23 protein-coding genes are annotated in these 22,758 nt (G+C 61.3%); 15 read left to right on the top strand and 8 right to left on the bottom strand.

Annotated features, from left to right (window positions below; translation table 11 throughout):
• Positions 1–134: 134 nt before the first annotated feature.
• The 10 genes from urtB to ureC all read left to right on the top strand — a co-directional run bounded on the left by urtB (position 135) and on the right by ureC (position 9,056).
• Complete coding sequence (gene urtB, locus CKW30_RS12265) at positions 135–1,637, top strand: urea ABC transporter permease subunit UrtB (protein WP_095180931.1); 1,503 nt, start codon at positions 135–137, stop codon at positions 1,635–1,637.
• On the top strand, positions 1,637–2,716 hold the full coding sequence (gene urtC, locus CKW30_RS12270) for an urea ABC transporter permease subunit UrtC (RefSeq protein WP_095180932.1): 1,080 nt from the start codon (positions 1,637–1,639) through the stop codon (positions 2,714–2,716). The genes urtB and urtC overlap by 1 nt, the downstream gene beginning before the upstream one ends.
• Positions 2,713–3,582 carry an urea ABC transporter ATP-binding protein UrtD gene (gene urtD / locus CKW30_RS12275; RefSeq protein WP_016771888.1) on the top strand — a complete coding sequence of 290 codons (870 nt, stop codon included), beginning with the start codon at positions 2,713–2,715 and terminating at the stop codon, positions 3,580–3,582. Before urtC ends, urtD begins: the two co-directional genes overlap by 4 nt.
• Before the next feature lie 135 nt (positions 3,583–3,717).
• Entirely contained in the window at positions 3,718–4,416 is a 699-nt protein-coding gene (gene urtE, locus CKW30_RS12280) for an urea ABC transporter ATP-binding subunit UrtE (RefSeq protein WP_016771889.1), read from the top strand.
• Between the two features lie 43 nt (positions 4,417–4,459).
• On the top strand, positions 4,460–5,299 hold the full coding sequence (locus CKW30_RS12285) for an urease accessory protein UreD (RefSeq protein WP_095180933.1): 840 nt from the start codon (positions 4,460–4,462) through the stop codon (positions 5,297–5,299).
• A gap of 227 nt (positions 5,300–5,526) precedes the next feature.
• Positions 5,527–5,829 (top strand): urease subunit gamma, encoded by a 303-nt coding sequence (gene ureA, locus CKW30_RS12290; RefSeq protein WP_003221215.1) that lies wholly within the window; start codon positions 5,527–5,529, stop codon positions 5,827–5,829.
• 9 nt (positions 5,830–5,838) lie between these two features.
• Entirely contained in the window at positions 5,839–6,372 is a 534-nt protein-coding gene (locus tag CKW30_RS12295; protein ID WP_095180934.1) for a GNAT family N-acetyltransferase, read from the top strand.
• 5 nt (positions 6,373–6,377) lie between these two features.
• Positions 6,378–6,914 carry a GNAT family N-acetyltransferase gene (locus CKW30_RS12300; protein ID WP_095180935.1) on the top strand — a complete coding sequence of 179 codons (537 nt, stop codon included), beginning with the start codon at positions 6,378–6,380 and terminating at the stop codon, positions 6,912–6,914.
• Positions 6,911–7,216, top strand: coding sequence for an urease subunit beta (locus CKW30_RS12305; protein ID WP_095180936.1), 306 nt, complete (start codon positions 6,911–6,913; stop codon positions 7,214–7,216). The genes CKW30_RS12300 and CKW30_RS12305 overlap by 4 nt, the downstream gene beginning before the upstream one ends.
• Before the next feature lie 139 nt (positions 7,217–7,355).
• Positions 7,356–9,056, top strand: coding sequence for an urease subunit alpha (gene ureC / locus CKW30_RS12310; RefSeq protein WP_095180937.1), 1,701 nt, complete (start codon positions 7,356–7,358; stop codon positions 9,054–9,056).
• Positions 9,057–9,116: 60 nt separating this feature from the next.
• Here the strand turns inward: ureC and CKW30_RS12315 are convergent, their stop codons facing one another.
• The 3 genes from CKW30_RS12315 to CKW30_RS12325 all read right to left on the bottom strand — a co-directional run bounded on the left by CKW30_RS12315 (position 9,117) and on the right by CKW30_RS12325 (position 11,994).
• Positions 9,117–10,517, bottom strand: a complete 1,401-nt coding sequence (locus CKW30_RS12315; protein WP_256584327.1) for a hypothetical protein — start codon at positions 10,515–10,517, stop codon at positions 9,117–9,119.
• A gap of 203 nt (positions 10,518–10,720) precedes the next feature.
• A complete protein-coding gene (locus CKW30_RS12320; RefSeq protein ID WP_016771896.1) occupies positions 10,721–11,026 on the bottom strand; it encodes a chaperone modulator CbpM in 306 nt (101 codons plus the stop codon).
• 23 nt (positions 11,027–11,049) lie between these two features.
• Positions 11,050–11,994 carry a DnaJ C-terminal domain-containing protein gene (locus tag CKW30_RS12325; protein ID WP_024011397.1) on the bottom strand — a complete coding sequence of 315 codons (945 nt, stop codon included), beginning with the start codon at positions 11,992–11,994 and terminating at the stop codon, positions 11,050–11,052.
• 290 nt (positions 11,995–12,284) lie between these two features.
• Here CKW30_RS12325 and CKW30_RS12330 point away from each other — a divergent pair, with 290 nt between their 5' ends.
• A complete protein-coding gene (locus tag CKW30_RS12330) occupies positions 12,285–13,559 on the top strand; it encodes an Hsp70 family protein (protein WP_095180938.1) in 1,275 nt (424 codons plus the stop codon).
• A gap of 176 nt (positions 13,560–13,735) precedes the next feature.
• Here the strand turns inward: CKW30_RS12330 and CKW30_RS12335 are convergent, their stop codons facing one another.
• The 3 genes from CKW30_RS12335 to CKW30_RS12345 all read right to left on the bottom strand — a co-directional run bounded on the left by CKW30_RS12335 (position 13,736) and on the right by CKW30_RS12345 (position 16,244).
• Positions 13,736–14,749 carry an AI-2E family transporter gene (locus CKW30_RS12335; RefSeq protein ID WP_016771899.1) on the bottom strand — a complete coding sequence of 338 codons (1,014 nt, stop codon included), beginning with the start codon at positions 14,747–14,749 and terminating at the stop codon, positions 13,736–13,738.
• A 331-nt stretch (positions 14,750–15,080) separates the two neighbouring features.
• Positions 15,081–15,386 carry a PsiF family protein gene (locus tag CKW30_RS12340; RefSeq protein WP_016771900.1) on the bottom strand — a complete coding sequence of 102 codons (306 nt, stop codon included), beginning with the start codon at positions 15,384–15,386 and terminating at the stop codon, positions 15,081–15,083.
• A gap of 63 nt (positions 15,387–15,449) precedes the next feature.
• Positions 15,450–16,244 carry a helix-turn-helix transcriptional regulator gene (locus CKW30_RS12345; RefSeq protein WP_095180939.1) on the bottom strand — a complete coding sequence of 265 codons (795 nt, stop codon included), beginning with the start codon at positions 16,242–16,244 and terminating at the stop codon, positions 15,450–15,452.
• 96 nt (positions 16,245–16,340) lie between these two features.
• On the opposite strand from CKW30_RS12345, the gene CKW30_RS12350 reads away from it, so the two are divergent.
• The gene (locus CKW30_RS12350) at positions 16,341–17,228 is read left to right on the top strand and encodes a DMT family transporter (protein ID WP_095180940.1); all 888 of its coding nucleotides are present in this window, start codon (positions 16,341–16,343) and stop codon (positions 17,226–17,228) included.
• Between the two features lie 96 nt (positions 17,229–17,324).
• Here CKW30_RS12350 and CKW30_RS12355 read toward each other — a convergent pair whose 3' ends face one another.
• Positions 17,325–18,203 (bottom strand): triacylglycerol lipase, encoded by an 879-nt coding sequence (locus tag CKW30_RS12355; protein WP_095180941.1) that lies wholly within the window; start codon positions 18,201–18,203, stop codon positions 17,325–17,327.
• Positions 18,204–18,485: 282 nt separating this feature from the next.
• On the opposite strand from CKW30_RS12355, the gene CKW30_RS12360 reads away from it, so the two are divergent.
• The gene (locus CKW30_RS12360) at positions 18,486–19,016 is read left to right on the top strand and encodes a bacterioferritin (protein WP_041480703.1); all 531 of its coding nucleotides are present in this window, start codon (positions 18,486–18,488) and stop codon (positions 19,014–19,016) included.
• A 91-nt stretch (positions 19,017–19,107) separates the two neighbouring features.
• On the opposite strand, the gene CKW30_RS12365 is transcribed toward CKW30_RS12360, so the two are convergent.
• On the bottom strand, positions 19,108–21,183 hold the full coding sequence (locus CKW30_RS12365; protein WP_095180942.1) for an AsmA family protein: 2,076 nt from the start codon (positions 21,181–21,183) through the stop codon (positions 19,108–19,110).
• A 383-nt stretch (positions 21,184–21,566) separates the two neighbouring features.
• Between CKW30_RS12365 and CKW30_RS12370 the strand changes: the two genes are divergently transcribed.
• Entirely contained in the window at positions 21,567–21,950 is a 384-nt protein-coding gene (locus tag CKW30_RS12370; protein WP_041480705.1) for a hypothetical protein, read from the top strand.
• A 154-nt stretch (positions 21,951–22,104) separates the two neighbouring features.
• Positions 22,105–22,737 carry a TetR family transcriptional regulator gene (locus CKW30_RS12375; RefSeq protein WP_056787610.1) on the top strand — a complete coding sequence of 211 codons (633 nt, stop codon included), beginning with the start codon at positions 22,105–22,107 and terminating at the stop codon, positions 22,735–22,737.
• The last annotated feature ends 21 nt before the right edge of the window (positions 22,738–22,758 follow it).

The raw sequence follows: 22,758 nt of genomic DNA on the forward strand, positions 1-22,758 counted from the left end.
GATCTTCATGCTCTTCAGACCCTGAGTTCGACTCGAGTTCGCAGGTCGCAGCACATCGTCCAGACACCTCGGTCAGTCCCCTCTCCCTCCGGGAGAGGGTCAGGGTGAGGGGGCGGTTGAACAGGACACCACTAATGCCCACTGCCATACACCGCGTACTTCTCGCCATCGCACTGTTGCTGCCACTCCTGGCCCACGCCGGCGACGCCGAAGACTTCGTCGCGGCCAACCCGATGCAACAGGCCAAACTGCTGGAAGCCTGGGCCGCGCAGCCCGATCCGGCGCGTATCGAATTGCTCAACGCCCTGCAACAAGGCGAACTGACGATCGACGGCCAAGCGAAAACCCTGCGCCTGAACAATCGCCTGCGGGGTCTGATCGACACCGCAATGGCCAGCCATCAATTGCTCGCCGCTGACAGCAAGATCCGTCTGAGCGCCGCGCAGCAATTGCAGAAAAGCGCGAAACCCGCGCAGCTGAAATTTCTCGACCGGCAACTCGCTGGGGAAAAAGATCAAAGCGTGCATGCCGCCTTGAGCCTGGCGCTGGCCAATCTGCAACTGGTCGACAGCGACCCGGCGGTGCGCCTCGCGGCGGTACGTCTGCTCGGTGAAACCGGCGACCCGCTGGCACGCACACGCCTCGAAGGCCTGCTCGAGCCCGGGGTGGAAAGCGATGCCGGCGTGCGCACCGCCGCCGAAACCAGCCTCGCTCAGGTCAAGCGCAAGCTGCTGATCGGCGAAGTGCTCGGCCAGGCCTTCAGCGGCATGTCGCTGGGCTCGATTCTGCTGCTCGCGGCCCTCGGCCTGGCGATCACCTTCGGCCTGCTCGGGGTGATCAACATGGCCCACGGCGAGATGCTGATGCTCGGTGCCTACTCGACCTACGTCGTGCAGTTGATGCTCCAGCGTTACGCGCCGCAAGCCATCGAGTTCTATCCGCTGATCGCGCTGCCGGTGGCGTTTTTCGTCACCGCCGCCATCGGCATGGCGCTGGAACGCACGGTCATCCGCCACCTTTACGGTCGGCCACTGGAAACCCTGCTCGCGACCTGGGGCATCAGCCTGATGCTGATTCAGCTTGTGCGTTTGTTGTTCGGCGCGCAGAACGTTGAAGTGGCCAACCCGGCGTGGCTGTCCGGCGGTATACAAGTGCTGCCCAATCTGGTGCTGCCGTACAACCGCATCGTCATCATCGCTTTCGCATTGTTCGTGGTGGTGCTGACCTGGCTGCTGCTGAACAAGACCCGCCTCGGCCTCAACGTCCGCGCCGTCACCCAGAACCGCAACATGGCCGCCTGCTGCGGCGTGCCGACCGGGCGCGTCGACATGCTCGCCTTCGGCCTCGGCTCGGGCATCGCCGGGTTGGGCGGCGTGGCGCTGAGCCAGATCGGCAACGTCGGTCCCGACCTTGGCCAGAGCTACATCATCGACTCGTTCCTGGTGGTGGTGCTCGGCGGCGTCGGCCAATTGGCCGGTAGCGTGCTCGCCGCATTTGGCTTAGGGATCGCCAACAAGATTCTCGAACCGCAGATCGGTGCGGTGCTCGGCAAGATCCTGATCCTCGCGCTGATCATTCTGTTCATTCAGAAACGTCCGCAAGGCCTCTTCGCACTGAAAGGACGGGTGATCGACTGATGAACCAGCCTCTGTTAGTCACGGCCACACAAAAGGCCGGGCCGAAAGTCACGCTCGCGGTCGGCGGGGTGATCCTCGCGCTGCTGATCGTTCTGCCGCTGCTCTCGTTGTTGTCGCCGGACAATGCCCTGCACGTCTCGGCCTACACGCTGACGCTGGTCGGCAAAATCCTCTGCTACGCCATCGTTGCTCTGGCGCTGGATCTGGTCTGGGGTTACGCCGGTTTGCTGTCGCTGGGTCACGGTCTGTTCTTCGCCCTCGGCGGTTATGCGATGGGCATGTACCTGATGCGTCAGGCGGCCGGCGATGGCTTGCCAGCGTTCATGACTTTCCTGTCGTGGAGCGAATTGCCGTGGTACTGGACCGGCACCAGCAGCTTCCTCTGGGCCATGTGTCTGGTGGTGCTGGCGCCGGGATTGCTGGCGCTGGTGTTCGGCTTCTTCGCCTTCCGTTCGCGGATCAAAGGCGTGTATTTCTCGATCATGACCCAGGCCCTGACCTTCGCCGGCATGCTCCTGTTTTTCCGCAACGAGACCGGTTTCGGAGGCAATAACGGCTTCACCAATTTCCGCACGATCCTCGGTTTCGGCATCACCGAACCGGGCACGCGCGCGGTGTTGTTTCTGGCCACGGTGTTGTTGCTGGTAACCAGTCTGTTCATCGGCTGGCGCCTGGCGCAGAGCAAGTTCGGTCGCGTGCTGACAGCGCTGCGTGATGCGGAAAACCGTTTGATGTTCTGCGGCTACGACCCGCGCGGTTTCAAGCTGTTCGTCTGGGTGCTGAGTGCGGTGCTGTGCGGTCTCGCCGGAGCGCTATACGTGCCGCAGGTCGGCATCATCAACCCCAGCGAAATGTCTCCGACCAACTCAATCGAAGCGGCGGTGTGGGTCGCCCTTGGCGGGCGCGGCACGCTGATCGGGCCGCTGCTCGGTGCCGGCGTGGTCAACGGCATGAAGAGCTGGTTCACCGTGGCCTTCCCGGAATACTGGCTGTTCTTCCTCGGCGCGCTGTTCATCGTCGTGACGTTGTACCTGCCCAAGGGCGTGATCGGGCTGCTCAAGAAACGAGGTGAACAATGAGAGTCACAGCGAGTGCTGAATTCATGCTGGAGCCGGCGTTTTTCCCCGTGGAACCGAACAAGGACGAAGGCACCAGCCGCGACTCGATCGGCCTCGGCCAGCGCGTCGGCCCTGGCCTCGATACGCGTCACGGCACGATCCTGACTTTGGAAGACATCAGCGTCAGCTTCGACGGCTTCCGTGCGTTGAACAATCTCAACCTGTACATCGGCGTCGGCGAACTGCGCTGCATCATCGGCCCCAACGGCGCGGGCAAGACCACGCTGATGGACGTGATCACCGGCAAGACCCGGCCCAGTCACGGCAAGGCCTGGTTCGGCGAAACCCTGGACCTGACGCAGATGAGCGAAGTGCAGATTGCCCAGTCCGGCATCGGCCGCAAGTTTCAGAAGCCAACGGTGTTCGAAGCCTTGAGCGTGTTCGAAAACCTTGAGCTGGCGCAGAAGACCGACAAGTCGGTGTGGGCGAGTTTGCGTGCACGCCTGAGCGGCGAACAGAAGGACCGCATCAGCGAAGTGCTTGAGACGATTCGTCTGACCACCTCGGTCAATCGCCAGGCCGGCCTACTGTCCCACGGCCAGAAGCAGTTTCTCGAGATCGGCATGCTGCTGATGCAGGACCCGCAGCTGCTCCTGCTCGACGAACCGGTGGCGGGCATGACCGACGCCGAAACCGAGTTCACCGCCGAGTTGTTCAAATCGCTGGCGGGCAAGCATTCGTTGATGGTGGTCGAGCACGACATGGGCTTCGTCGGCTCGATTGCCGACCACGTCACGGTGCTGCATCAGGGCAGCGTTCTGGCGGAAGGCTCGCTTGAGCAAGTGCAGGAAAACGAGCGGGTGATCGAGGTCTACCTCGGCCGCTGAAGACCTAGATCGTTCCCACGCTCTGCGTGGGAATGCCGCCATGGACGCTCTGCGTCCGCCGTTATGTGACGCGGAGCGTCACGGGATGCGTTCCCACGCAGAGCGTGGGAACGATCACCGGGGGAGAATTCGAACATGCTGCAAGTCGACAAGCTGCATCAGTACTACGGCGGTAGCCACATCCTGCGCGGCCTCAGCTTCGACGTGAAAGTCGGCGAAGTCACGTGCCTGCTCGGGCGTAACGGCGTGGGCAAGACCACCCTGCTCAAATGCCTGATGGGCCTGCTGCCGGCCAAGGAAGGCGCGGTGAACTGGGAAGGCAAACCGATCACCACGTTCAAACCGCATCAGCGCGTGCATGCTGGTATCGCCTACGTGCCGCAGGGCCGTGAGATCTTCGGGCGCCTGACGGTAGAAGAAAATCTGCTGATGGGCCTGTCGCGTTTTCCAGGCTCAGAAGCCAAAGAAGTCCCGGGTTTCATCTACGAATTGTTCCCGGTGCTGCTACAAATGAAGCAGCGCCGTGGCGGTGATCTGTCCGGCGGTCAGCAACAGCAACTGGCAATCGGCCGGGCGCTGGCCAGCCGCCCGCGCCTGCTGATTCTTGATGAGCCGACCGAAGGCATTCAACCGTCGGTGATCAAGGAAATCGGCGCGGTGATCAAGCAGCTCGCGGCGCGCGGTGACATGGCGATTCTGCTGGTCGAGCAGTTCTACGACTTTGCTGCAGAACTGGCCGATCAATACCTGGTGATGTCGCGGGGCGAGATCGTTCAGCAGGGTCGCGGTGAAAATATGGAGGCCGAGGGTGTACGCGGGCTGGTCACGATCTAACGCGCCGGTCTAATCTGTAGCTTCCTAACGATAATCACAAACCATGAATTCGATTGTTGCACCTGCCCTGTTTACCCCGAGCTGGCACGCCGAGCTGGAACTGGCCTACGCGCGTTTCGGCGATTGCACGCGCCCGGTCATGCGCCGCCACCTCGGCCCGCTGCGCGTGCAAAAGCATCTGTACGCCGAAGGCCCGCAAGTCTGCCAGCACATCATCGTCCATCCACCGGGCGGAATTGCCGGTGGTGATCGGCTGGACATCAAGGCCCGCGTCGAACACAACGCCTGGGCGCAAATCACCAGCCCCGGCGCCGCCAAGTGGTATCGCGCGGGTGGGCCGGCGTATCAACAGCTCGACTTGAAAGTCGCTGCCGGTGCGACACTGGAATGGCTGCCGCAGGAAACCATCGTCTACAGCGCCGCGCAGGCCGAGTTGACCACAACGATCGAGCTTGAAGGCGATGCGCGGCTGTTCTACTGGGACGTGGTGGCGCTCGGTCGGCCGGCCAGCGGCGAGCGTTTTGACCTCGGGCATTTTCAGGCGCACCTGGACATCCGCCGCGACGGTCGGTTGCTCTGGCACGAACGGCAGCGCATTGTCGGTGCGGACGGTTTACTCGACTCGCCGATCGGCCTGGACGGGCAACCGGTGTTCGCGACGCTGCTGGTCACCGGTGAGATAGACGCCGAGTTGCTGGAGCGCTGCCGCTCGCTGGGGCATGAGGTACGCGGGGATTTGACTCAGTTGCCGGGGTTGCTGGTGGCACGGTGCCTGGCCAGTGAGGCGTTGCTCGCCCGCGCCTGGCTCATCGATTTGTGGCGATTGCTCAGACCTGCGCTGCTGGGGCGCGAAGCTATCGCGCCAAGAATATGGAGCACCTGAAACCCCGACCCTCACCCCCCGCCCTCTCCCGGAGGGAGAGGGAGCCTGACCGAGTCGTCTGAAATAAATTTATCTGCCTGAACGAATATTGCTGACTGAATTGGCCATTGAAAACAACCAAGATCAGTCCCCTCTCCCTCGGGAGAGGGCTAGGGTGAGGGGCTGCTCCAACTGGCACCCCACACTTCTCGAGAGCCACCCGAATCTGCCCTGATGGAACCCGAACCATGGACCTGACCCCACGCGAAAAAGACAAGCTGCTTATCTTCACCGCCGGCCTCGTCGCCGAGCGGCGGCTGGCCCGTGGCGTAAAACTCAACTACCCGGAAGCCATGGCCTACATCTCCGCCGCGCTGCTGGAGGGTGCCCGCGACGGCCAGACCGTGGCCGAGCTGATGCACTACGGCACCACCCTGCTCAGCCGCGAACAAGTGATGGAAGGCATCCCGGAAATGATCCCGGAAATCCAGGTCGAGGCGACGTTCCCCGACGGCACCAAACTGGTCACCGTTCACCAGCCGATCGTCTGAGGCCGCGCCATGACTTACGCCATTCGCGATGCAAGCCGGGCCGACCTGCCGGCGATCCGCGACATCTACAACGACGCCGTGCTCAACACCACGGCGATCTGGAACGAACAAGCGGTCGACCTCGGCAATCGCCAGGCATGGTTCGACGCGCGTCAGTTGCAGGCGTACCCGATTCTGGTGATCGTCGACAGCCACAACGCGGTGCTGGGTTACGCCTCGTTCGGCGACTGGCGGCCGTTCGACGGTTTCCGCCACACCGTCGAGCACTCGGTGTACGTGCGCAGCGATCAACGCGGCAACGGCCTCGGCCCGCAACTGATGACCGCGTTGATCGAACGCGCCCGCGCCTGCGGTAAACACGTCATGGTCGCTGCCATCGAGAGTGGCAACGCCGCGTCGATTCGCCTGCACGAGCGCGCCGGTTTCAGCATCACCGGGCAGATGCCGCAAGTGGGCACCAAGTTCGGCCGCTGGCTCGATCTGACCTTCATGCAGTTGACCCTCAATCCCGGCGCACAGCCGCCGGATACTCACAAGGAGTGATGTCGATGAACGCCGCCCAGTTGCGCCGCGTCAACGCTGAAAGCTTTGCCCACTATCGCCAGGGCCTGATCGATCTGCTGCTCGACGCCGTCGGTTACGGCGCCAGCGTCGGTTTTATGGCCGACCTCGATGAGGTGCAGGCGCGCGCATATTTCGATGAGGTGCAGGACAACATCAACAAGGGCAGCACGCTGCTTTGGGTGGTGGTCAAGGACGAGCAGGTGCTGGCCAGCGTGCAATTGGGCCTGTGCCAGAAGGCCAATGGTCTGAACCGCGCCGAAGTGCAGAAACTGCTGGTGCGCGAACACGCGCGGCGCCGTGGCCTCGGCCAGCAACTGATGCAGGCGCTGGAACTCGAAGCGCCCAAGCACAAGCGCGGCATGCTCTATCTCGACACCGAGGCCGGCTCGCCGGCGGAAGATTTCTACAAGGCGCTGGGCTACGTGCGCGCCGGCGAAATCCCTGATTACGCCTGCGACCCCAACGGCACCTATCGCCCGACCGCGCTCTATTACAAAGTCCTGCAAGGAGCCCAGCGATGATTCCTGGCCAATACCAGATCCAGCCCGGCGACATCGAACTCAACGTCGGCCGTCGCACCCTCAGCCTGAAAGTCGCCAACAGCGGCGACCGGCCGATTCAGGTCGGCTCGCATTTCCACTTTTTTGAAACCAACGACGCGCTGACCTTCGATCGCGCCGCCAGTCGCGGCATGCGCCTGAATATTCCGGCGGGCACGGCGGTGCGCTTCGAGCCGGGGCAAAGCCGTGAAGTCGAACTGGTGGATTACGCCGGGCATCGCCGGGTGTTCGGCTTTGCCGGCCGCATCATGGGTGATCTCTAAACAACACGGTGCCCGCTCTGGCCCCTTCGCGAGCAGGCTCGCTCCCACATGAGAACGCGATCAAATGTGGGAGCGAGCCTGCTCGCGAAAGCGAGTAATGCGAGCGATTTCAGACCCAATTGAATCTCAAGGCGAACGAATGAAGATTTCCCGTCAAGCCTACGCCGACATGTTCGGCCCCACCGTCGGCGACAAGGTGCGCCTGGCCGACACCGAGCTGTGGATCGAAGTCGAAAAGGACTTCACCACCTACGGCGAGGAAGTGAAATTCGGTGGCGGCAAAGTCATCCGCGACGGCCAGGGCCAGAGCCAATTGCTCGCCGCCGAAGTGGTCGACACGCTGATCACCAACGCACTGATCATCGACCACTGGGGCATCGTCAAGGCCGACGTCGGCCTCAAAGACGGGCGCATCGCCGCGATCGGCAAGGCCGGCAACCCTGACGTGCAGCCCAATGTGACCATCGCCATCGGCGCCGGCACCGAAGTGATTGCCGGCGAAGGCATGATCCTCACCGCTGGCGGCATCGACACGCATATCCACTTCATCTGCCCGCAGCAGATCGAAGAAGCGCTGATGAGCGGCGTCACCACCATGATCGGCGGCGGCACCGGGCCTGCCACCGGCACCAACGCCACCACCTGCACCTCCGGCCCGTGGCATCTGGCGCGCATGCTCCAGGCCGCCGATGCTTTCCCGATGAACATCGGCCTGACCGGCAAGGGCAACGCCAGCCTGCCGGAGCCGTTGATCGAACAGGTCAAGGCCGGTGCCATCGGTCTCAAGCTGCACGAGGACTGGGGCACCACTCCGGCGAGCATCGACAACTGCCTCAACGTCGCCGACCAGTACGATGTGCAGGTGGCGATCCACACCGATACCCTCAACGAATCCGGCTTCGTCGAAACCACCCTTGGCGCGTTCAAGGGCCGCACCATCCACACCTATCACACCGAAGGTGCCGGTGGCGGCCACGCGCCAGACATCATCAAGGCCTGCGGCTTTGCCAACGTGCTGCCAAGCTCGACCAACCCGACCCGGCCGTTCACCCGCAACACCATCGACGAACACCTCGACATGCTGATGGTCTGCCATCACCTCGACCCGAGCATTGCCGAAGACGTCGCCTTCGCCGAAAGCCGGATCCGCCGCGAAACCATTGCCGCCGAAGACATCCTCCACGACCTCGGCGCGTTCTCGATGATCAGCTCCGACAGTCAGGCCATGGGCCGTGTCGGCGAAGTCATCACGCGCACCTGGCAGACCGCCGACAAGATGAAAAAACAGCGCGGCCCGCTGCCACAGGACGGCGCAAACAACGACAACTTCCGCGCCAAGCGTTACATCGCCAAGTACACGATCAACCCGGCGATCACCCATGGCATCAGCCATGAAGTCGGCTCGATCGAAGTCGGCAAGTGGGCCGATCTGGTGCTCTGGCGCCCGGCGTTCTTTGGTGTGAAGCCGACGCTGATCCTCAAGGGCGGTGCGATTGCCGCCAGCCTGATGGGCGACGCCAACGCTTCGATTCCAACACCGCAACCGGTGCATTACCGCCCGATGTTTGCCAGCTACGGCGGCTCGCTGCACGCCACCAGCCTGACCTTTATCAGCCAGGCGGCGCAGGAGGCCGGATTGCCGGAAGCCTTGGGATTGAAGAAGCAGATCGCTGTGGTGAAGGGCTGCCGAGACGTGCAGAAAACCGACCTGATCCACAACGACTATCTGCCGAACATCGATGTCGATCCACAGACCTATCAGGTCAAGGCCGATGGCGTGTTGCTGTGGTGCGAACCGGCGGAAACGCTGCCGATGGCGCAGCGCTATTTTCTGTTCTGATGAAGGCGTGCGCTGAATACGGACGCGCAGGTCCGTATTCAGTCGCGATCGCTCAGGCAATCACGGGAACAGTTTCGCGATGTCCGCATCGCTGTAGTTGTAATCGATGCGTAACTCGGTTCCCGCCGGAATGTCTTCGGTAGCGAAGATGGCGTTGAGAATGAAGTCTCGGGTGACCAGTTCCTTGCCTATCCACTGTTGCGCTTCGACATCGAACGGGACGAACTCGACGTTGTAACCCTCCGTAGCCTGACGAACTGGTTTGCCCGTGGCGTCATACCAAAAGCGCGTGTTGATCCGGGAAATAATCGTGTCACCGACCAGCGCGAATTCGTCGGGGATCAAATATCCAGGCCCTGGTTGATAACGGACGCCGACCTTCATGGTGTATGACTGCTGGGGCAGCGGCACAAGACGTCCCGGCATGATCGCGCCAGCATAGACACCGACCACCTCGCCTCGGGTGATGCGCCGGTTGGCGACCACCATTGACTGGCCGACCAGGGCCCGCTCTCCGGGCACCGTCATGTCGGCCTCGGTGAACAATCGCCATTGCAGCTTTTCTTCATACAACCGCGCGACATGCTCGTAGGCGCCAAACTTGATGTAAGGCTTGATCTGCTCGGAGGTATAACGGCTGCCGTCTTCGAAACGCGCAAGGGTCTGGAGCTTCTTTATCCTGACAGGCCGGCCGGCCATGTCCCGGAAAGGGTATTTGCCGTTATTGGCACGGTCGTAGACCCCGGGCCGATTGGTGAGGAACGAAAACCGTGTTTCGCTGCGCATTGCACGCAATTCCTCAGCGGTGAAGGGTTTAACGGGCATCGACTCGGACGCCAGATAAAAATGTTCCTGCGTTACACCGCCATCGTCGGGCAGCTCCTCAACGGCAGACTCATAGTCTTCATCGCTCTGGCGCGCCACCCTGCGGCTTTTACCCGGGACAGCGGCAGCGTCCGGCGACGCGCCGGACTCTTCAAGCGCGTACCAGTGCTTGGTCAACGGATCGTAGGCAAGCACAGGGCCGGACGGCTGCAGCTCGCTGGACAATCTGGCCCGATGCAGACCGGTCTCGGCATCGACGCCGATCAGCACCGTACCACCGCCCTGCAGGTCCGCGTATTGGCGTCCTTTGAATACGCGAAACCCGTCAACGTCCGCTTGCGGTAGAGGGGCTGTCGAGGCAATCAGGTAACGCTCCAGAGCCGAGGTTTTAAGCTTCGGGACGGGACCAGATGTAGACGGCGTCGGGTCGACGTGCACGCTGTGCGGGGCAACTGCAGTTTCCATTTGCTGCGTGTTGCTGCCGGGCTCACTGGCATCGGGCGGGGTCTTGCGAATGAACGGGCCGGGGGTCAGGTGCGACGACTCGATACCGTGCGCAACTGGATCCGGGGTGGTACGTACAGGGGTGTTCACATCGCCTACGCCCGGCTTGGGCGGCTTGGGTCTGACTGGCATTGACAGGCTTCCTTGCAAAGATTGCGCAGCGCTGGCCAGTCTGGCTGGCGCTACGACCGTTGGCATCCATTGCCAACATGTGCCCGGAAAACTATCAGACCATCCTGCCGGTTCATACCGGACGAAACACCCGCAAACATTAATCAGGCGGGAGCGGGCCGGCACGCGATGAGGCCTGCTAGGACCTCACGGCCTCAAACAATTTATTCGACCACCAACCGCCCCAAACGCTGGCGCAACATGCGGTTCTCGGCACGCAACTGCTTCACCTCGTCCAGCAGATCCAGCGCCAGCGCCACGCCTTCCCACTCCAGTTCCAGATCACGGCGCAGCTTGGCGGCGCGCTTGGCCAAGGCCAATTCGTAATCGGTGAAGCGCCATTCCCGGGGCTGCGCGCCCTGAGGTTCGAGGATGCCGTGCTCGACGATTTCGATCACGTAGACGTCCGACAAATCGGCCGCCTCACAGAATTCTGCCAGGTCCAGTTGAACGATCAGGGGGCTGCTCATGATGGGCTACTCCGTCGTCGGGTTCAGAAGTTCTCTCGCGGATTGAAGGCGGCTTTCTTCGCCAGTTCCTGCCACAGCGCCTTGACCTCATCGTCGGAGGCTTTGGGCATCACGGCCTTGAGCTGCACGAACAGATAACCGCGTTCGCCGGCCTTGTTCAGCAGGCCATGGCCCTTGGCGCGCATGCGCTGGCCATTCTGGCTGCCGGCCGGGACCTTGAGGTTGATCTTGCCGGTCAGGGTCGGCACGGCCACTTCCGTGCCCAATGCCAATTCCCACGGAGCCAGGGGCAAGGTGATGATCAGGTTTTCGCCTTCGACATCGAATTTCGGGTGCGGCGCAAACCGAATGGTCAGGTACAGGTCGCCATTCGCCCCGCCACCGATGCCCGGTGCGCCCTGGCCCTTCAGGCGAATTCGCTCGCCATCGGTCACGCCGGCCGGAATCTTCACGTTCAGGCTCTTGCTGGTGTTGCTGACATGCTGGCCGTGCGCGTTGTATTGCGGCACCTGAAAGGTGACTTTCTTCGATTCGTTCGACAGGGTTTCTTCGAGGAAGACCGGCAGTTCCATTTCCACGTCTTGCCCTCGACGTCCGCGTGATTGGCGGCTCTCGGCGCCACCGAAACCGGGGCCGCGATTGCCGAAGATCGAACTGAAGAAGTCCGAGAAGTCGCCCGTGTCGCCACCGCCGCCACCGAAGCCGCCACGGCTCTGCCAGCCCGGTGGGCCCTGAAACGGCTGACCGTGCTGGCCATAACGGCGCAGTTCGTCGTATTCGGCGCGCTTGTCGGCGCTTTTCAGCGCTTCATAGGCTTCCGAGGCATCCTTGAACTTGGCCTCGGCGTCTTTTTCCTTGCTGACGTCGGGGTGGTATTTGCGCGCCAGCTTGCGATAGGCCGCCTTGATGGCCTTGTCGTCGGCTGTCGGCTCCACGCCGAGTATCTTGTAATAGTCTTTGAAGTCCATGGAAGGATCACCATACGTTATCGATTTCGCGCCGAGACCAGCATGCGCCGATTGGCACGTGCCGGGTTGACCGATCTCAAGTTTGTGACCGGGTGGCGCCGCAGAAGTTTATCGGCAGTGGACGACGGTTCTTGCGACCGCCGGTGTGTCTGCCGGCCCATGCCAGCAAGTTTGGGGCGATGCGGTGGTTTTCAACTGTCTGGGGGCGAAATAGCGGATGACCGGCCTTCGAATCTGCCGCGCACTGACATACACTGCGCGGCCGTTTTTTTGACCGGAAACCGAAAGACATGAAAGACGCCTCTCCAGCCCGTGCCTGCGGCATCGACTTCGGCACGTCCAACTCCACCGTCGGCTGGCTGCGCCCCGGCATGGACACCATGATTGCGCTGGAAGACGACAAGATCACCCTGCCGTCGGTGGTCTTCTTCAACATCGAGGAACGTCGCCCGGTCTACGGTCGCCTGGCCCTGCACGAGTATCTGGAAGGCTACGAAGGCCGGCTGATGCGCTCGTTGAAAAGCCTGCTCGGCTCCAAGCTGATCAAGCACGACACCAGCGTCCTCGGCACGGCGATGCCGTTCAAGGATCTGCTCGGGCTGTTCATCGGCCAGCTCAAGAGCCGCGCCGAAACCGCCGCTGGTCGGGAATTCGAGCAAGTGGTGCTGGGTCGCCCGGTGTTCTTCGTCGACGACGATCCGCTGGCTGACCAGGAGGCCGAAGACACCCTGGTCGAGGTAGCGGGCAAAATCGGCTTCAAGGACGTGTCGTTCCAGTACGAGCCGATCGCGGCAGCGTTCGACTACGAGTCGACCATCGAGAAAGAAGAGCTGGTACTGATCGTCGACATCGGCGGTGGTACCTCCGACTTCTCGCTGGTGCGCCTGTCGCCCGAGCGTCGCGGTGTCGACAACCGTCACGATGACATCCTCGCCACCGGCGGTGTGCACATCGGTGGTACCGACTTCGACAAACAGCTGAGTCTGCAAGGCCTGATGCCGCTGTTCGGCTACGGCAGCCGCATGAAGAGCGGCGCCTACATGCCAACCAGCCACCACATGAACCTGGCGACCTGGCACACGATCAACTCGGTGTACTCGCAGAAATCCACGCTGGCACTGGGCAGCATGCGCTACGACATCGAAGACACCGGCGGCATCGATCGCCTGTTCAAGCTGATCGAACAGCGCGCCGGGCACTGGCTGGCGATGGAAGTGGAAGAAACCAAGATCCAGCTGACCCACGCCGACAGCCGCCACGTGCCGCTGGACCGCATCGAAGCCGGGCTGAGCGTAGAGCTGAGCCGCGCGCTGTTCGAATCGGCGATCGAAGCCTTGCTCGAGCGCGTGCGCGGCAGCGTTACGCAGCTGTTGAATGACGCCGGCGTAGCAGTCGATCAGGTCGACACGGTGTTCTTCACTGGTGGTTCGAGCGGCATCCCGGCCCTGCGCAACAGCGTCTCGGCAATGCTGCCGAACGCCCGGCATGTCGAAGGCAACATCTTTGGCAGCATTGGTAGCGGTTTGGCGATTGAAGCGATGAAGCGTTACGGTTCGATGGCCTGATCACAATCTGTGGCGAAGAGCCTTTGTGGAGAGGGGATTTATCCTGTGGCGAGGGGATTTATCCCCGTTGGGCCGCGAAGCGGCCCCGCTCCTGAGCTTGAAAGCAGGGGCCTGCTGCGCAGGCCATCGGGGATAAATCCCCTCGCCACAGATGCATTCAATTCAGTTGCCTGGCCTTAGACCATCCCGCCCAGCTTCAGCTCACTCTTCAGATACGCGTAATAAATCGGGCCTGCCACCACCCCCGGCAAACCGAACGCGGCTTCGAACACCAGCATCGCCAGGAGCAACTCCCACGACTTGGCACTGATCTGCCCGCCGACGATGCGCGCGTTGAGGAAGTATTCGAGCTTGTGGATAACGATCAGATAGCCCAGCGCTGCGATCGCCACCCAGATCGACAGCGACAGACCGACGATGGTGATCAGCGTGTTCGACATCAGGTTGCCGATCACCGGCAGCAGGCCGAGCAGGAAGGTCAGCACGATCAGGGTTTTGGTCAGCGGCAGCTTGATGCCGAACATCGGCAGGATCACCGCGAGGAAGATCCCGGTGAACACGGTGTTGAGCAGGGAAATCTTGATCTGCGCGAAGACGATATTGCGAAACGCCTGCACCAGCAGATGCAAACGGTCGAACAAAGCGGCGGCCAGCGGCTTGCGCTTGGTCACGTCGGGGATGCGCTGCAGGGCGATGATCGCGCCGAGCACCATGCCGATCAGCAGGGTGACGAACATGTGCGCGGCGTCCTTGCCGACCAGTTGCAGGTCGGCCAGATGCTTGCTCGCCCACTCGCCGATCGCCACGCGAAATTCCGCTGCACTCGCCGGCAGGTAGGCATCGATGAACGGCGGCAACTGCCCGCGCGCGCGATCGACTACGCCCATGAATTTGTCGAGTGAAGCGCCGGGGTTTTCCGCTTCATGCAGGAGGAAACTGATGGCCCCGGCGAAGATCAGCGCCAGCGCACTCACCACCAGCGTGCCGAGCAGCGCCACCGCCAACCAGCGCGCACGGCGCCCTTCGATCAGCCGTTGCAGTTGCGGGGTGAGCATGTTGACCAGCTCGAACACCAGCAACCCGGCCAGCAGGCTGGGCAACAAGCGCAGCGGCAGCACCAGCAGCAAACCGCCAAAAATGATGATGCAGCTGACCCAGAACACAACATGACGCTGAGAAAACGTTGGCATACAGCCTCAAAACGAACGGCGTGAAAGGATGGGCAGTCTGCCAGCGATCCTGGGTTAGCACTAGGGATATGCGGGGTTTCGGATTTTCGTGCAAGGCTTGCGAATTTCCCCCTCACCCTAGCCCTCTCCCAGAGGGAGAGGGGACAGATTGGGGGGGGCTCGAAAAATTTTCCGACCTGAACGTGCAGTGCCGAATCCGCAATCGACCCGGTATTTCAGACCCCAGTTCCTGTCGGCATCAATGCGGTCGGTCCCCTCTCCCTCCGGGAGAGGGTTAGGGTGAGGGAAAATCTCAAGCCGACCGAGTCAATCGGACACCCATGGCGCCCCCTTATTTTTTCTTCAGACACTCACTCATGAACGCCTTGCGCGCATCGCCCGTCAGTGCCTTGGTTTTCGCATCGGCATTGCAGGTGGTCATCTTCTGCTGCTGCGGGGTCAGCTCCTTGCCATCGTTGGCCGCTGGTGCCGCTTTCAGGCAGGTGCTCATGAACGCCTTGCGCTCATCGCCCTTCAAGCTCTTGGCGGTCGCATCGGCATTGCAGGTGGTCATCTTGTTCTGTTGCGCCGTGGCGGCGAAACCTTGGGAACACACAAGCAGCCCGATCATCAACAACGGCACACGCAACATCTTCATGGAGTTTTCTCCTTGTTGCCGCACCGATGGATGCGGCCTCTATCGCAGTGTAGTCAAAGCTTGTTACACCTTCCTGCCCTCGAGGTGGCTGCGCCGATACTGCTCCGGCGTGCACCCGGCCTGGCGGGCGAACATGGCGATGAATGCCGAGCCGCTGCTGTAGCCGAGGTCGAAAGCGATTTCCTGCACCGAACGCGAGGTCTCAAGCGCCTCGATCGCCGCCAGATAACGCAAGCGCTGACGCCACTCGCCAAAACTCATGCCCAGCTCACGAACAAACTGCCGCGCCAGAGTGCGCTCGCTGACATGCACTTGCGCGGCCCAATGCGCCAACGGTTGGTTGTCGCCCGGCGCGGCCTGCAAGGCGTCAAGAATCGTCAGCAAGCCCGGGCTGCTCGCGTACGGCAGATAACATTCCTGCACCGGTGCCTGTTGCAGTTGATCGACCAATACCTGGGCCAGACGCTGATCGGCTTCATGCTCGGGGATCTTCACATCGCGGGCGGCGAAGTCTTTGAGGATGGCCTTGAGAATGTCGCTGATTGCCAGCGTGCAGGCCCGCGACGGCAATCGCGCGCAGACGTCGGGATCAAGACACACCGCGCGGTAGTTGACCGGTTGATGGCTGTAGAAACTGTGCTCGACCTCGGGCGGCACCCACACCGCGTATTGCGGCGGCGACATGAAGCGACTGCCGTCGACATCCATGTGCAGCACGCCATGGGCCGCGTATTCCAGCGTGCCCCAAGGATGCCGGTGTGGCGCGGCATATTCGTGGGCATTGAAATCGGCGTAGCGGAAATACACCGCTGACGGCAGTTCGCTGAAATCGAGCAGATCGATGTGTTTGCTGTTCATGCTGTCCGGATGCAGAGGCAGGTTGTCTGGATCGCAGTATAGGCCTGCATCCAGACAGGCGATAATCGCCCTTCATCAACGTTCTGGTTTTGTCCCATGCAATACGCATTTCCCCTGCTGGCGATTTTCATCTGGGCCGGCAACACCGTGATCAACAAACTGGCGGTCGGGGCAATCTTCCCCGCCGAGATCGGTTTCTATCGCTGGCTGCTGGCCGGCGTGCTGTTCACGCCATTCATGCTGAAGAAAGTCATCGCCCACTGGCCGCAGATTCGGCCGAACCTGGGGCGGATTTTCGTCCTCGGCGTGCTCGGCATGGCGGTGTATCAGAGCCTCGCCTATTTCGCCGCAACACTGACCACCGCGACCAACATGGGCATCATCCTGTCGCTGATGCCATTGATGTCGCTGGCCATGGCGATCATCAGCCTCGGCCAGCGCCTGACGGCTGGTGCGCTGGTCGGTGCGGTGCTGTCGTTCGCTGGCGTGCTGGTGGTGGTGTCATCCGGCAGCCTCGGAGCGCTGCTGCAACACGGGGTCAATCTGGGCGATGCGATGATGCTGATCGCCACGCTGGCCTACGCGGTTTACAGCACGCTGCTGAAAAAGTGGCAACTGCGCCTGCCGCCGCTGGTGCTGCTGTACTTGCAGGTGCTGGTGGCGATTGTGGTGTTGTTTCCGTTGTTCGCTGTTTCGCCGAAGACCGGTTTGAATCTGCAGAACGTGCCGCTGGTGCTCTATGCATGCCTGCTGGCTTCGATGGTCGCGCCGCTGGCGTGGATGCAAGCGGTGCAGCGGCTGGGACCGAGCCGGACGACGTTGTTCTTCAATCTGCTGCCGCTGATTACCGCGTTGATTGCAGCGGTGGTGCTGAAGGAACAGTTGGCGATGTATCACCTGGTGGGCGGTTTGCTGACCTTGGGTGGGGTGGTTTTGTCGGAGCGCTGGACCACCGTGTTGGGCCGCAGGATCAGCGTTGCCTGATAAGGCCCCTTCGCGAGCAGGCTCGCTCCCACATTGAAATGCAGACACCTGTGGGAGCGAGCCTGCTCGCGAAGAACGATGACGCGGTCTGTTTGGCTATAACCCTGCAGCCTCCAGCCGCGCCGCATGCTCGACAAACAGCCTTATCGGATCCGCGCCTTTGCCCACCAGTCCCAGCGACTGATTGACGATGTCGAAATGATCCAGCGGATAGTCATCACCGATCACCGTGCCCAGATGCGAGCTGTAACGGCCGACCATGCCATCGCACTGCCCCGGCTCACGGACGAAGGTCTTGGCAAACAAGCGACAACTTCGGTTGGTGCCGTCAAAAAGATTGCCGCCACGATCGGTCTTGCCCGGTTGCAGCGTCCCTGACCAGGAGTAATAACGAACACCGTTGACCTCTTCCGGCCCTTGGCCGCCCCAGACTTCCGGCAGCCCTTGTGGATAACGCTGATTGAATAATGCAACGCCCGCCGTCGTTAGCGATTGGTGGGAAGCGTGGATATCCACCGGCAGTTTCGGACCGTGATAACCCGTGTCGAGCAATGCCATGACCCAGCCGATCAAGCGCAGCAACGCTTCGAGCAAGCGGCCCTTGGCACTGCTACCGGGACAGTGCTTTTCCAGATAATCAGCCAGCTCGGAACCATGATTCGGACCGGCCACCGAAGTCACCGAGGCCACCAGATCCGGACGCTTCGCCGCCGCATATCGTGCGGTCAACGCGCCTTGGCTGTGGCCGAACAGATTGACCTTTTGCGCCCCGCTCTCGCGCAGGATTTCCTCGATCCGCGCCAGCAACTGCTCGCCGCGCACTTCAGTAGAGTTGAGCGGCGAAACCTGCACCGCGACCACCGTCGCACCACCACGGCGCAAGGCCTTGATGATGCCGAACCAATACGGGTAAAGCACCAGCCGGATAAAGCCGAGCATGCCCGGCACCAGCACCAATGGATAACGTGTCGACATGGGTTACATCCTTGTGCGCGGTGAGTGGATGCCAGACCTGCAAGACGCCCGCCAAGCATCCACCTCGGCGATGACAACTCAACGATAAGCCTATTCCAGTCCGCCAGCACCCGCTCCACCGAAACCGGTCTGACTCTTCCGACATAGCAGTCTTCAGCAGTTCCTGCAGCGCGTCCGGCGTAAATCGCATAAAACTTTTCGCTTCGCTCAAGACTCACAACCTGGGTAGCGACCGCGTCTTCAGAACGTGGCGCTTATCGGATTAGCCTCCAGGAGAATGAAATGAGTGACGTGCATTTGTCTGATGTTCAAACCCTGCGCGAACGCGCGCGGCAACACGTGGAAAACGGCGCGGTCACCGAGGGCTACAACGCCAACCGTGAAGAAATACTGCGTTTGCTCAACGAGTCGCTGGCCACCGAACTGGTGTGCACCTTGCGCTACAAGCGCCACTACTTCATGGCCAGCGGCCTGAAAGCCAACGTCGCCGCCGACGAATTCCTCGAACACGCCAACCAGGAAGCCGAGCACGCCGATCGCCTCGCCGAGCGGATCGTGCAACTGGGCGGTGAGCCTGAGTTCAACCCTGACCTGCTCAGCAAGATGTCCCACGCGCAATACGTGGCCGGCAACACGCTCAAGGAAATGGTTTACGAAGATCTGGTGGCCGAGCGCATTGCTATCGACAGCTATCGCGAAATCATCCAGTACATCGGTGACAAAGACCCGACCACCCGCCGCATCTTCGAAGACATCCTCGCCCAGGAAGAAGAACACGCCGACGACATGGCGGACATCCTCAACGATCTGTAACCCTTAACAGCAAAAGATCGCAGCCTTCGGCAGCTCCTACAGGTGAAACGCATTCCAAATGTAGGAGCTGCGAACTTTTGATCTGCCCTGCTTACTTACTGGGTTTAACGGTTACCGGCGCCTTGCCCTGCTTCATCTGCTCGAGCAACGGCGCGCACTGATTCGGCTCGCCACCGCTCGGCGCCACCAGCGCCAGCAATCCCGCCGCCGGTGCGGCAATCACGCCCAGCGCAACCATCCCCGCCCCGCGCAGCATCAACGGTACGGCTTTGACGCCGGCATCCGGTTTGATGAACTTGCCGCGCACATACAGCGGCGAGCGCAGCGAGATCAGACGCCAGCCCTTGGATTCCGGGGTCACGGTCAGATCGAGTTGTTCGGTGGCCATGTTCGCCGTGCCATCGATGTAGATGATTGCGTTCTCGGTATCGAAGACAAACAGCCGTGTCGTGGCCAGGCCGGTCTTGATGTCGAAGTCCGCCGCCGCGCAGTTGATCTTCACTTCCTTGTCGCCAAAGATCTTGCCGACCACGTAGTTACCGACGTTGAGCCCGGCCAGCTCCATCAACTCACGGCTGATTGCACCGTCGTTGATCAGCATCTTCAGATTACCGTTGGCACCACCGAGCAGCTTGGCCACGGAGTTGCCCCGGCCACTGATGTCGGCATCGCCATTGAGCTCACCGAAACTGGTCTTCATCGGCTCGAAGGTCGGGAACAACTCTTTGAGTTTGAATTTGCGTGCGGTCAAACGCGCACGGCCTTCCAGCGGCTCGGTGCGGCCATTGAGGCGAATCAGCGCATCCAGCGTGCCGCCGGCGACACCAAAGCGCAGCGGTTCCAGGCTGAGCTCGCCGTCGTTGAGTTTCAGATGGGTATAGAGGTCGTTGAACGGCAGCTTCTCGCTGTGGACGATGCGTTTTCCGGTGAACTCGACATCGGCGTCCATGGCCCGCCAGCGATCGGTTTTGAATTCTTCGACCGGCAGGACTTTGTCCGCCGGTTGCTTGCTCGCGCCGCCACGGGCCTTTTGCTCGGTGTTGGAGTCGGCGCCGATCAGTGGCGCGAGGTCGGCAAACAGCAGTTGATTGGAGAGCAGCGCACCGCTGAGTTTCGGCCGTGGCTGGCTGGCCACGTAGGTCAGGTCGCCGTGGATGTCGCTGTCGCCGATCTTGCCGTTGAATTTTTCATAAGTGAATTTCGCCCCGGCTTCGTCATGCAGCCTGGCGATCAGGTGGCCGTCGGTGGAGTACGGTGGGGTGTCCGGTAGGGTCACGCCGGTCAGCGGGTAGAGATTGCCGAGGCTGTCTCCAGCGAGCTTGAGGCGCAGATCAAGAGCGCCAAGATTCAGCGGGTCAGTCAGGGTGCCGGCCAGTTCGATACGGGTATCGCCGATCTTCGCCTGGGCCTGCAACGGGAACGGCTTGCTCGCGTCCTGCAACGCCAGCAACCCGCCGATCTTGCCCTGCCCGGTGAGGTTCTGCGCGTGGTACTGGCCTTTGACCTTGAGCGCAAAGGCATAGTCCTGCGGTGCGCCGCCCTTGTCCTGAGCAGTTTTCGCCGCTTTGTCGCCGACGATCTCGCTGAATGGAATCGGCTTGCCGAGCGGGTCGATCAACACATCGAGATTGGTTTTCAGGGTCTGATCGTCGAGGGTCACGTGGCCCTTGTCGAAACCGATCGCGCCGATGTCGACCACCCAGCTCGAAGGCTCGGCGTTCGGGTCCTTGGGATCGAATTTGAACGTCCAGTTGGCGCGGCCATCGGCCAGACGTTGCAGCTCGGCATTCGGCTCGGTCAGGTCGATGCGCGGAATCACCACGCGCTGGGCCAGCAGGGCCAGCGGCGAAATGCGCAGCTCGACACGTTTCAGAGTGACCATCTGCGGCTGCTTCGACCAGTCAGGATTACCCAGGCTCAGATCCTCGGCGACCACGTGCGGCCAAGGCACCCAAGAGCGCCAGCCGCCCTCTTCCGGCTCGCGCTGCCAGATCACTGCGAGGTTGCCATTGATGGCAAACGCCCGGTGCAGTTCTTCCGAGACTTTGGCATTGATGGTCGGTTTGATCCGGTTCCAGTCGAAGAACACGATGATCAGAATCAAGGCTGCCAGCAGCAGCACGAGCATGGCGAAGATCCAGCTGAAGATTTTTCCAGTGCGCGTCATGCACAAAGCTCCTGATCACGACCGCACGCCGATTACCCGACGCACAGCTGAAACGGCAGACCTAAGCGGCCCCTATGCAGTCTGTGACTGGCGAAAGGCCCGCAGGTTTAATCGAAAGGCAGTTTAAGCCATAAAAAGCGCAGCAAAACTGACCGATCGGTCGAGCAGTGTTACCGCGACCCGCACTTTTGCGAGGCACGAGTGAGTCGAAAATACCCACGACGGTGCAAAACCGTCGCCCGCAAAGGCCCGATCTAGAGCCTTCGCGCCGAATAATCAATTCTGTTGATTATTACCATTGCGTTTATGAACTTTTATATCGACATATCGAGAGTAGCATTGCCCTCGTACCCACTTTATCGCCCTCCCAAGGAGCCACTATCATGAAACGCCAATTACTGCTCAGCCTTACCCTGTCCATGCTAGCCAGCACAGCTTTTGCCCTGCCCGCTGCCGATCAGGCCACTCCGCAAGTCAAAGACAGCCACTCGGTGTTCAGCCAGACGCTCGCTGAAGACGGCTACGACAAAACCCCACAAGGCCAGACTCTGGCTGAAGACGGCTATGACAAAACCCCTCAAGGTCAGACTCTGGCTGAAGATGGCTATGACAAAACCCCACAGGGCCAGACCCTGGCTGAAAACGGCCGCAATCGTCTCGAAGAAAAAGGCCTGGTGGAAGATGGCTACGACAAGACTCCACAAGGTCAAGCCCTCGCCGAAGGTGGTGGTGATCGTGTAATCGAACGCAACAGCGCCGTGAGCTGAGCCTATGACGGCCCAGCGAAAAAGCCCAATCAGCGGATTGGGCTTTTGACTTTTCAGCTTCTGTGAATCCCTCGCTGCATGACTCCCCGTTCGACGCCGACAAAGCCGATTTGCTAGAGTGCGGCGCTTGTCCTGCCGAAGAACACACCCTGCGATGCTGCCCCGCGCCGAACAGAAACAACAGACCCGCAACGCCCTGATGGACGCTGCCCGCCACCTGATGGAAAGCGGCCGAGGATTCGGCAGCCTGAGCCTGCGCGAAGTGAGCAAGACCGCCGGCATCGTGCCCACCGGTTTCTACCGGCACTTCGCCGATATGGACGAGTTGGGGCTGGTGCTGGTCAGCGAAGTCGGCCAGACCTTCCGCGAAACCATCCGCCTGGTGCGGCACAACGAATTCGTCATGGGCGGCATCATCGACGCTTCGGTGCGCATCTTCCTTGATGTGGTCAACGCCAACCGCTCGCAATTCCTGTTTCTCGCCCGCGAACAATACGGCGGCTCGCTGCCGGTACGCCAGGCGATCGGACGCCTGCGGGAGAACATCAGCGCCGACCTCGCGGCGGACCTGGCGCTGATGCCCAAGCTGCAACATCTGGACATCGCCGGTCTGAGCGTGATCGCCGACCTGATCGTCAAATCGGTGTTCGCCACCCTCCCCGACATCATCGACCCGCCCGCCGAGGCCTTGCCGGAGCATCTGACCCCGCAAGCGAAGATCACCCAGCAACTGCGCTTCATCTTTATCGGCCTCAAGCACTGGCAAGGGCTGGGCAGTACCGAGTAATCCCCTTCTCTATCTGACACA

This window comes from Pseudomonas sp. Irchel 3F6, from assembly GCF_900187595.1.
Taxonomy (GTDB): domain Bacteria; phylum Pseudomonadota; class Gammaproteobacteria; order Pseudomonadales; family Pseudomonadaceae; genus Aquipseudomonas; species Aquipseudomonas siliginis.

Coding starts and splice junctions, on each gene's coding strand:
- ureC (WP_095180937.1), top strand. CDS start 7,356: ATGAAGATTTCCCGTCAAGCCTACGCCGACATGTTCGGCCCCACCGTC.
- CKW30_RS12335 (WP_016771899.1), bottom strand. CDS start 14,749: ATGCCAACGTTTTCTCAGCGTCATGTTGTGTTCTGGGTCAGCTGCATC.
- CKW30_RS12325 (WP_024011397.1), bottom strand. CDS start 11,994: ATGGACTTCAAAGACTATTACAAGATACTCGGCGTGGAGCCGACAGCC.
- CKW30_RS12340 (WP_016771900.1), bottom strand. CDS start 15,386: ATGAAGATGTTGCGTGTGCCGTTGTTGATGATCGGGCTGCTTGTGTGT.
- CKW30_RS12360 (WP_041480703.1), top strand. CDS start 18,486: ATGAGTGACGTGCATTTGTCTGATGTTCAAACCCTGCGCGAACGCGCG.
- urtC (WP_095180932.1), top strand. CDS start 1,637: ATGAACCAGCCTCTGTTAGTCACGGCCACACAAAAGGCCGGGCCGAAA.
- CKW30_RS12345 (WP_095180939.1), bottom strand. CDS start 16,244: ATGAACAGCAAACACATCGATCTGCTCGATTTCAGCGAACTGCCGTCA.
- CKW30_RS12355 (WP_095180941.1), bottom strand. CDS start 18,203: ATGTCGACACGTTATCCATTGGTGCTGGTGCCGGGCATGCTCGGCTTT.
- CKW30_RS12305 (WP_095180936.1), top strand. CDS start 6,911: ATGATTCCTGGCCAATACCAGATCCAGCCCGGCGACATCGAACTCAAC.
- CKW30_RS12320 (WP_016771896.1), bottom strand. CDS start 11,026: ATGAGCAGCCCCCTGATCGTTCAACTGGACCTGGCAGAATTCTGTGAG.
- CKW30_RS12330 (WP_095180938.1), top strand. CDS start 12,285: ATGAAAGACGCCTCTCCAGCCCGTGCCTGCGGCATCGACTTCGGCACG.
- CKW30_RS12295 (WP_095180934.1), top strand. CDS start 5,839: ATGACTTACGCCATTCGCGATGCAAGCCGGGCCGACCTGCCGGCGATC.
- CKW30_RS12375 (WP_056787610.1), top strand. CDS start 22,105: ATGCTGCCCCGCGCCGAACAGAAACAACAGACCCGCAACGCCCTGATG.
- urtB (WP_095180931.1), top strand. CDS start 135: ATGCCCACTGCCATACACCGCGTACTTCTCGCCATCGCACTGTTGCTG.
- urtD (WP_016771888.1), top strand. CDS start 2,713: ATGAGAGTCACAGCGAGTGCTGAATTCATGCTGGAGCCGGCGTTTTTC.
- CKW30_RS12300 (WP_095180935.1), top strand. CDS start 6,378: ATGAACGCCGCCCAGTTGCGCCGCGTCAACGCTGAAAGCTTTGCCCAC.
- CKW30_RS12370 (WP_041480705.1), top strand. CDS start 21,567: ATGAAACGCCAATTACTGCTCAGCCTTACCCTGTCCATGCTAGCCAGC.
- CKW30_RS12350 (WP_095180940.1), top strand. CDS start 16,341: ATGCAATACGCATTTCCCCTGCTGGCGATTTTCATCTGGGCCGGCAAC.
- CKW30_RS12365 (WP_095180942.1), bottom strand. CDS start 21,183: ATGACGCGCACTGGAAAAATCTTCAGCTGGATCTTCGCCATGCTCGTG.
- urtE (WP_016771889.1), top strand. CDS start 3,718: ATGCTGCAAGTCGACAAGCTGCATCAGTACTACGGCGGTAGCCACATC.
- CKW30_RS12315 (WP_256584327.1), bottom strand. CDS start 10,517: ATGCCAGTCAGACCCAAGCCGCCCAAGCCGGGCGTAGGCGATGTGAAC.
- ureA (WP_003221215.1), top strand. CDS start 5,527: ATGGACCTGACCCCACGCGAAAAAGACAAGCTGCTTATCTTCACCGCC.
- CKW30_RS12285 (WP_095180933.1), top strand. CDS start 4,460: ATGAATTCGATTGTTGCACCTGCCCTGTTTACCCCGAGCTGGCACGCC.